The following is a 6,363-nucleotide window of genomic DNA, read 5'->3' on the forward strand; positions in this document are numbered from 1 at the left end:
GACCCGCTCGAGATGCGGGAAAACCGTCGGCCCGGAAAGCCGGACCTTCCAGGGAGGATGCCATGACCACGCTCACGCGCCGCCGCGCGCTCCATCTCGCCGTCGCCGGCGCCGTCGCGGGCCCGGCGGTGTTGCGCATCACCCGGGCGCACGCGGCCGAGTTCAGCCTGAAGGCCGCCAACAACACCCCGATCAGCCACCCCCTCACGGTCTACATGACCAAGGCGGCGGACGGGATCCGCGAAGAGACCGGCGGCAAGGTCGACATCAAGCTGTTTCCCAACAACCAGCTCGGCGGCGACACCGACATGCTGAGCCAGCTGCGCTCCGGCGCGCTGGAATTCTTCACCCTCTCGCCGCTGATCCTCGCCACCCTGGTGCCGGCCGCCTCGATCAGCGGCGTCGGCTTCGCCTGGTCGTCCTACGACAAGCTGTGGCCGGCGATGGACGGCGATTTCGGCGCCCATGTGCGGGCGCAGATCGAGAAGTCGGGCCTGTTCGCCTTCGACCGCATCTGGGAGAACGGCTTCCGCCAGACCACCTCGTCGACCCGGCCGATCCTGAAGCCGGAGGACTTCAAGGGCTTCAAGATCCGGGTCCCGCCGAGCCCGATGTGGACCTCGATGTTCAAGGCCTTCGACGCCGCCCCGATGACGATCAACTTCGCGGAGGTGTACTCGGCGCTGCAGACCAGGATCGCCGAGGGCCAGGAGAACCCGCTGACCCTGATCGACAGCGCCAAGCTCTACGAGGTGCAGAAGTACCTCTCGAAGACCAACCACATGTGGGACGGCTTCTGGCTCCTGTCGAACGGCAAGGTCTGGCGCGGCCTGCCGCAGGACGTGAAGACCGTGATCGCCAAGCACTTCAACACGCAAGCCGTGGCGCAGCGGGCGGACATGGCCCAGCGCGCCGGCACGACCGAGCAGGACCTGAAGGCCCGCGGCCTCGCCATCCACGACGTCGACACCAAGGCGTTCCAGGCCAAGTTGCAATCCGCCGGCTTCTACAAGGAGTGGAAGGGCAAGTTCGGCGACGACGCCTGGGCGCTCCTCGAGAAGCACACCGGCCCGATCTCCTGATCGCGGCGACGCGTTCGGGGGCTCAGGCTCAGACTTAGGCTCCGGCGGCGCAGGCCGCCGGGGCCGCGGCGGGGGCTGTCGGGACGGCGCGGCCGAACAGGTACCCCTGCGCCTCGGTGAACCCCTCCTCGTGCACCACCGCGAGCTGGGCCGGCGTCTCGACGCCCTCCGCCACCGTCTCGATGCCGAGGCGCCGCCCAAGCTCGGCGACGACGCCGACGATCGCCCGGCATTCCGGCCGCCCGACCGCGTCGCGCACGAACGACGCATCGAGCTTGATGCGATCGAACGGGAAGGCGCGCAGCCGGGAGAGGGACGAGAAGCCGACGCCGAAATCATCGAGGGAGATGCGCACGCCCATGGCGTGGAGCAGGTGCAGGTCGTCGACGATACCGTCGGTGATGTTGGTCAGCACCGTCTCGGTGATCTCGAGCTCGAGGCGCCGGGGGGGCAGGCCGGTGCGGGCGAGGATCTCGCTCACCGCCTGCGGCAGGCTGCCGTCGCCGAGCTGGCGCACCGAGACGTTGACGCAGAGCCGGGCCGGCTCGGGCCAGGCGGCGGCGTCACGGCAGGCCTGGTCGAGCACCCACAGCCCGAGCACCCGGATCAGGTCCGACTTCTCGGCGAGGGGGATGAAGCGCCGGGGGGAGATCGGGCCGCGCTCCGGGTGTGTCCAGCGCAGGAGCGCCTCCCGGGCGTTGACCGCGCCGTGGGCCAGGCCGATGATCGGCTGGTAGGCGACCGCGAGCTGTCCGGCCGCGATGGCGTGCCGCAGGTCCTGCTCCAGACGCTCCTCGTCGCTGCGCTCGGTCTCCAGCTCCGGGGTGAAGGGCCGCCAGGCGGCCTTGCCGGCGCCCTTGGCGGCGTAGAGGGCGCAATCGGCCCGGCGCAGCATGGCGTCGGGCGTGGTGCCGCCCTCCTCCGCGAAGGCGATGCCGATGCTGGCCGTCACGCGGCGCGGCCGCTGGCCCTCGATCGCGTAGGGTCGGGCGAGCTCGATGAGCAGCCCCTCGGCGAGGGACACCGCCAGATCGCCGGCGCTGCCGGGAAGCAGCAGGGCGAACTCGTCGCCGCCGAACCGGGCGGCGAGGCCCGCCTCCGGCAGCGCCCGCAGCAGGCGTTCGGCCACCTGCCGCAGGAGCGCGTCGCCCGCCTGATGTCCGAGATCGTCGTTGACCGCCTTGAAGCCGTCCAGGTCGAGGAACAGCAGGGCGGTGCCGGCGGGACACGCCTCGTCGGCGGCGTCCTCGTGCAGGCGCCGCCACAGCGTCGCCCGGTTGGCGAGACCGGTCAGGGCGTCGTGGTGGGCGAGCCGGGTGATCTCCCGTTCGGCCTGGCGCTGGCGCGTGACGTCCTCGAAGGTGACGACGAGGGCCCCGGCCGGGATGCCCCGACGCACTACGGCGATCGCGCGGCCGTCCGGCATCTCCGCCACCACGGTCTCGCCGCTGCCGAGCACCGCTTCGTGCCCGGCCAGCAGCGCGGCGCCCGTCTGGCCATCGGCCTCCGGTCCCGCGAAGACGAGGGCCCAGAGCGCCTCGATCGGAGTCCCGATCAGGTCGCGCCCGGCGGCGGCCGTGAACATCTGGAAGAAGCGCTGGTTGACGAGCCGCACCTGGCGGTCGGCGTCGAACAGGCACAGGCCCTGCGACATGGTCGAGAGGGCAAGGTCGAGGATCAGCGCGATCGCCTCGAACTGGCCGCCCGCCTCCTCGTGGAGCGTCGCGTCCCGGATGACCTGCGCGAAGCCGAGGACGGTGGCGCCGTCCCGGATCGCCACGATGACGGTGCGGGCGCGGAAGCGGCTGCCGTCGTGACGGGGCCACCATCCTTCCGTCTCGCAGCGCCCGGTCTGCCGCGCCGCCGCGAGGGCGGCGATGCCCTCCTCGGGCGTATCGCCGTAGGCGAAGCTGCGGCCGACCACCGCCGCGGCCGGATAGCCGGTCAGTTGCTCGGCTCCCGGATTCCAGGCCGCGACCTGCCCGTCCGGGGTGAGCAGGCACAGGGCGTGGTCGGTCGCATCCCAGACCAGGCGAGAGCAGGCGTCGTGAAGGGCGGCGCCTACATCCGATTCGTCCAGACCGACCGTGACCGTCGCCTGCGCCTCACTCCGCATCTGCCAAGCCCCGCCGCGTGGCGACCAGATTGCGCCGCGCTCACTATTGGGGCGACACGCTATGCGATTTATTGCGGGAGGTTGAGTCGCAATCTCGACCTATGCCCGGTCGTCGTGCATCGCCCGGCGAACGCGGTTCCCCTGCAACGGCGGGCGGGCGGCCTCGTCGGCGGCTCCAGGGACCGAGGAGCGGGACCGACGCGTCATGCGGAAACCGGCGTCGCCCGGACGCAGCGCGGGCTGGCGATGCGAGATTCGGAAGCCATCGTCCGGATCTCGTCTCACTCCCACTCGATCGTGCCGGGGGGCTTGGAGGTGATGTCGTAGGTCACCCGGTTGATGCCCTTGACCTCGTTGATGATCCGGGTCGCGACCCGGCCCAGGAACGCCATGTCGAAGGGATAGAAGTCGGCCGTCATGCCGTCGACCGAGGTGACGGCGCGGAGCGCACAGACGTGGTCGTAGGTGCGCCCGTCGCCCATGACGCCGACGGTCTTGACCGGCAGGATCACCGCGAAGGCTTGCCAGATCGTGTCGTAGAGACCGGCCTTGCGGATCTCCTCGAGATAGATCGCATCGGCCTTGCGCAAGGCGTCGAGCTTCTCGCCCGTGATCTCGCCCGGGCAGCGGATGGCGAGGCCCGGCCCCGGGAAGGGGTGGCGGCCGACGAAAGCCTCGGGCAGGCCGAGCTCGCGGCCGAGCACCCGGACCTCGTCCTTGAACAGCTCGCGCAGGGGCTCGACGAGCTTCATGTTCATGCGGGCCGGCAGGCCGCCGACATTGTGGTGGCTCTTGATCGTCACCGACGGGCCGCCGGTGAAGGACACGCTCTCGATCACGTCGGGATAGAGGGTGCCCTGCGCCAGGAAGTCGGCCCCGCCGATCTTCTTCGCCTCGGCCTCGAACACGTCGATGAACAGGCGCCCGATCGTCTTGCGCTTGACCTCCGGGTCGGTGACTCCGGCGAGTTCGCCGAGGAAGAGATCGGAGGCTTCGACGTGGACCAGCGGAATGTTGTAGTGGTCGCGGAACAGGCGCACCACCTCCTCGGCCTCGCCCTGGCGCAGCAGGCCGTGATCGACGAAGACGCAGGTCAGCTGCTCGCCGATCGCCTCGTGGATCAGCACCGCCGCCACCGCCGAATCGACGCCGCCCGAGAGGCCGCACAGCACCTTGGCGCCGCCGACCTGGGCGCGGATCCGCTCGATCGCCTCCTCGCGGAAGGCGGCCATCGACCAGTCGCCGGTGCAGCCGGCGATGTCGCGCACGAAGTTGCGGATCAGCAGCGCGCCGTGGGGCGTGTGGGCCACCTCGGGGTGGAACTGCACCGCGTAAAATTTCCGGTCCTCGTCCGCCACCGCCGCGAAGGGGGCGTTGGGCGAGATCGCCACGGTGGTGAAGCCGTCGGGCAGCTTCGTCACCCGGTCGCCGTGGCTCATCCAGACGGGATATTTCTCGCCGACATGCCAGACGCCGCGGAAGAGCGCGCTGTCGGCGATGATCTCGACCTCGGCCCGGCCGAACTCGGCGTGGTGCCCGCCCTCGACCTCGCCGCCGAGCTGGGCCGCCATGGTCTGCTCGCCGTAGCAGATGCCGAGCACCGGCACGCCGGCCTCGAACACGCCTTGCGGCGCCCGCGGCGAGGATTCGACCGTGACCGATTCCGGCCCGCCCGACAGGATCACCGCCCGCGGCTTCATCGCCGCGAAGGCCGCCTCGGCCGCCTGGAACGGCACGATCTCGGAATAGACCCCTTCCTCACGCACCCGTCGGGCGATGAGCTGGGTCACCTGGCTGCCGAAATCGATGATGAGGATCTTGTCGTGCTCGGTCGTCATGGAACGATGAGTTAGACGAGGGCCAGCCCGCGTGCAACGCGTCGCGGAGCGGGTCCCGGGTGCGTTCACGACATTCGCGACGGGGTCACGGCATTAACCGGACGTTCATGTACTAACAGCAAGTGAGGCGCCCCCAACCCACCAGACAGGGAGCCTCGCCATGCGAGCCATCGTCCTCGGGATCGCCGCCACCCTCGCCACGGGCCTGAGCCTCGCGCCCGCCTCGGCCATGCCGGTCGCCCCCGGCAGCACGGTCGCGCCCGTCGCGTCGATCGAGCAGGCGCAGTACGTCACCCGCCGGGTGGTGCGCCGCGGTCCCCGCTGCACGGTCCAGGTGACCCGCACCCGTGGGCCCTTCGGCCGGGTGGTGGTGCGCAAGGTGCGCCGCTGCTTCTGACACGAGGTCAGATTTCGATGGGGCAGCTCCGCACGGGGCTGCCCTCTCCAGACTCGATCGTTTATCGCGGCCAGACCGCCAGCAGGGCCCTGAGGGCCGCCACGAAGGCGAGCGGCTGGTCGACCATCACGTGATGATAGGCTTCCGGCAGGTCGATCCGGGGGGAGCCCGGCGGCAGCAGGCCCTGGACATAGGCCGCATCGGCCGGGCGCATCAGGTCCGAGCGGGCGCCGGTGACGAGCGCCAGGGGGCAGCGGGCCCCGGCCACCATCGCGGCCCGGTCCGGCAGCGCCAGGCGGGCCCACATCGAGGGGTCGAAGCGCCAGCTCCAGCCGCCCGCGACCTCCCTCAGGGATTCCCGGGCGATGAGATCCGCGATGTAGAGCCTGTCGCAGGGCTGCATCGGCGCGAACCGGAACCGGCCCAGCGCCTCCTCGAGGGTCGGGTAGACCCGGTGCGGCGCGAACCGCCCGTCCTCGCGCCGGCGCCCGCTGCGACGCTCGGGCGAGAAGATCGGCGGATCGACGATCACGGCGCCGCGCCAGCGCCCGGCTTCGCGGCCCGCCTCGGTCAGCATCGGGAAGCAGCCGAAGGAATGCCCCACCATCACGGGCGCGCCGGCCTCGAACAGGCCGGCTTCCTCCGCCACCGCCTCGATCTCGTCGGCGAAGGTGTCGAGGTCGTAGGTCTCGCGCCAGTCGGAGCCGCCCATGCCGGACCAGGACGGGGCCGCCACCCGGTAGGTGTCCGCGAGATACGGCGCGATGAAGCGCCACCAGCCCGCATGCGCCCCGTTGCCGTGCAGCAGCATCAGGCCCGGCCGGCCGCGCTCGCCCCAGGCGAAGGTCTCGATCCCGGCGCCCCTCACCGGGATGCGCCCGATCGCCGGCGCGACCGCGACGGCGTCCCGGAACCAGGCGGGAGCCGGCG

Annotated in this window: 5 protein-coding genes; 2 read left to right on the forward strand and 3 right to left on the reverse strand. The window is 71.1% G+C overall.

Annotated elements, in window-relative coordinates:
- Positions 1 to 62 precede the first annotated feature (62 nt).
- Positions 63 to 1,082, forward strand: a complete 1,020-nt coding sequence (locus tag VQ03_RS20300) for a TRAP transporter substrate-binding protein (protein ID WP_048452709.1) — start codon at positions 63 to 65, stop codon at positions 1,080 to 1,082.
- A 34-nt stretch (positions 1,083 to 1,116) separates the two neighbouring features.
- On the opposite strand, the gene VQ03_RS20305 is transcribed toward VQ03_RS20300, so the two are convergent.
- Together VQ03_RS20305 and guaA are read right to left on the reverse strand one after the other, a co-directional pair.
- Positions 1,117 to 3,198: a putative bifunctional diguanylate cyclase/phosphodiesterase gene (locus tag VQ03_RS20305; protein ID WP_053078672.1), complete on the reverse strand. Its 2,082-nt coding sequence runs from the start codon at positions 3,196 to 3,198 to the stop codon at positions 1,117 to 1,119.
- A gap of 281 nt (positions 3,199 to 3,479) precedes the next feature.
- A complete protein-coding gene (gene guaA / locus VQ03_RS20310; protein ID WP_048452710.1) occupies positions 3,480 to 5,036 on the reverse strand; it encodes a glutamine-hydrolyzing GMP synthase in 1,557 nt (518 codons plus the stop codon).
- A gap of 160 nt (positions 5,037 to 5,196) precedes the next feature.
- Here guaA and VQ03_RS20315 point away from each other — a divergent pair, with 160 nt between their 5' ends.
- Complete coding sequence (locus VQ03_RS20315; protein ID WP_048452711.1) at positions 5,197 to 5,433, forward strand: hypothetical protein; 237 nt, start codon at positions 5,197 to 5,199, stop codon at positions 5,431 to 5,433.
- Positions 5,434 to 5,494: 61 nt separating this feature from the next.
- Here the strand turns inward: VQ03_RS20315 and VQ03_RS20320 are convergent.
- A partial coding sequence (locus tag VQ03_RS20320) for an alpha/beta fold hydrolase (RefSeq protein ID WP_048452712.1) occupies positions 5,495 to 6,363 on the reverse strand: 869 nt, incomplete at its 5' end.

The sequence above is a fragment of the Methylobacterium tarhaniae genome, assembly GCF_001043955.1.
Lineage (GTDB): Bacteria > Pseudomonadota > Alphaproteobacteria > Rhizobiales > Beijerinckiaceae > Methylobacterium > Methylobacterium tarhaniae.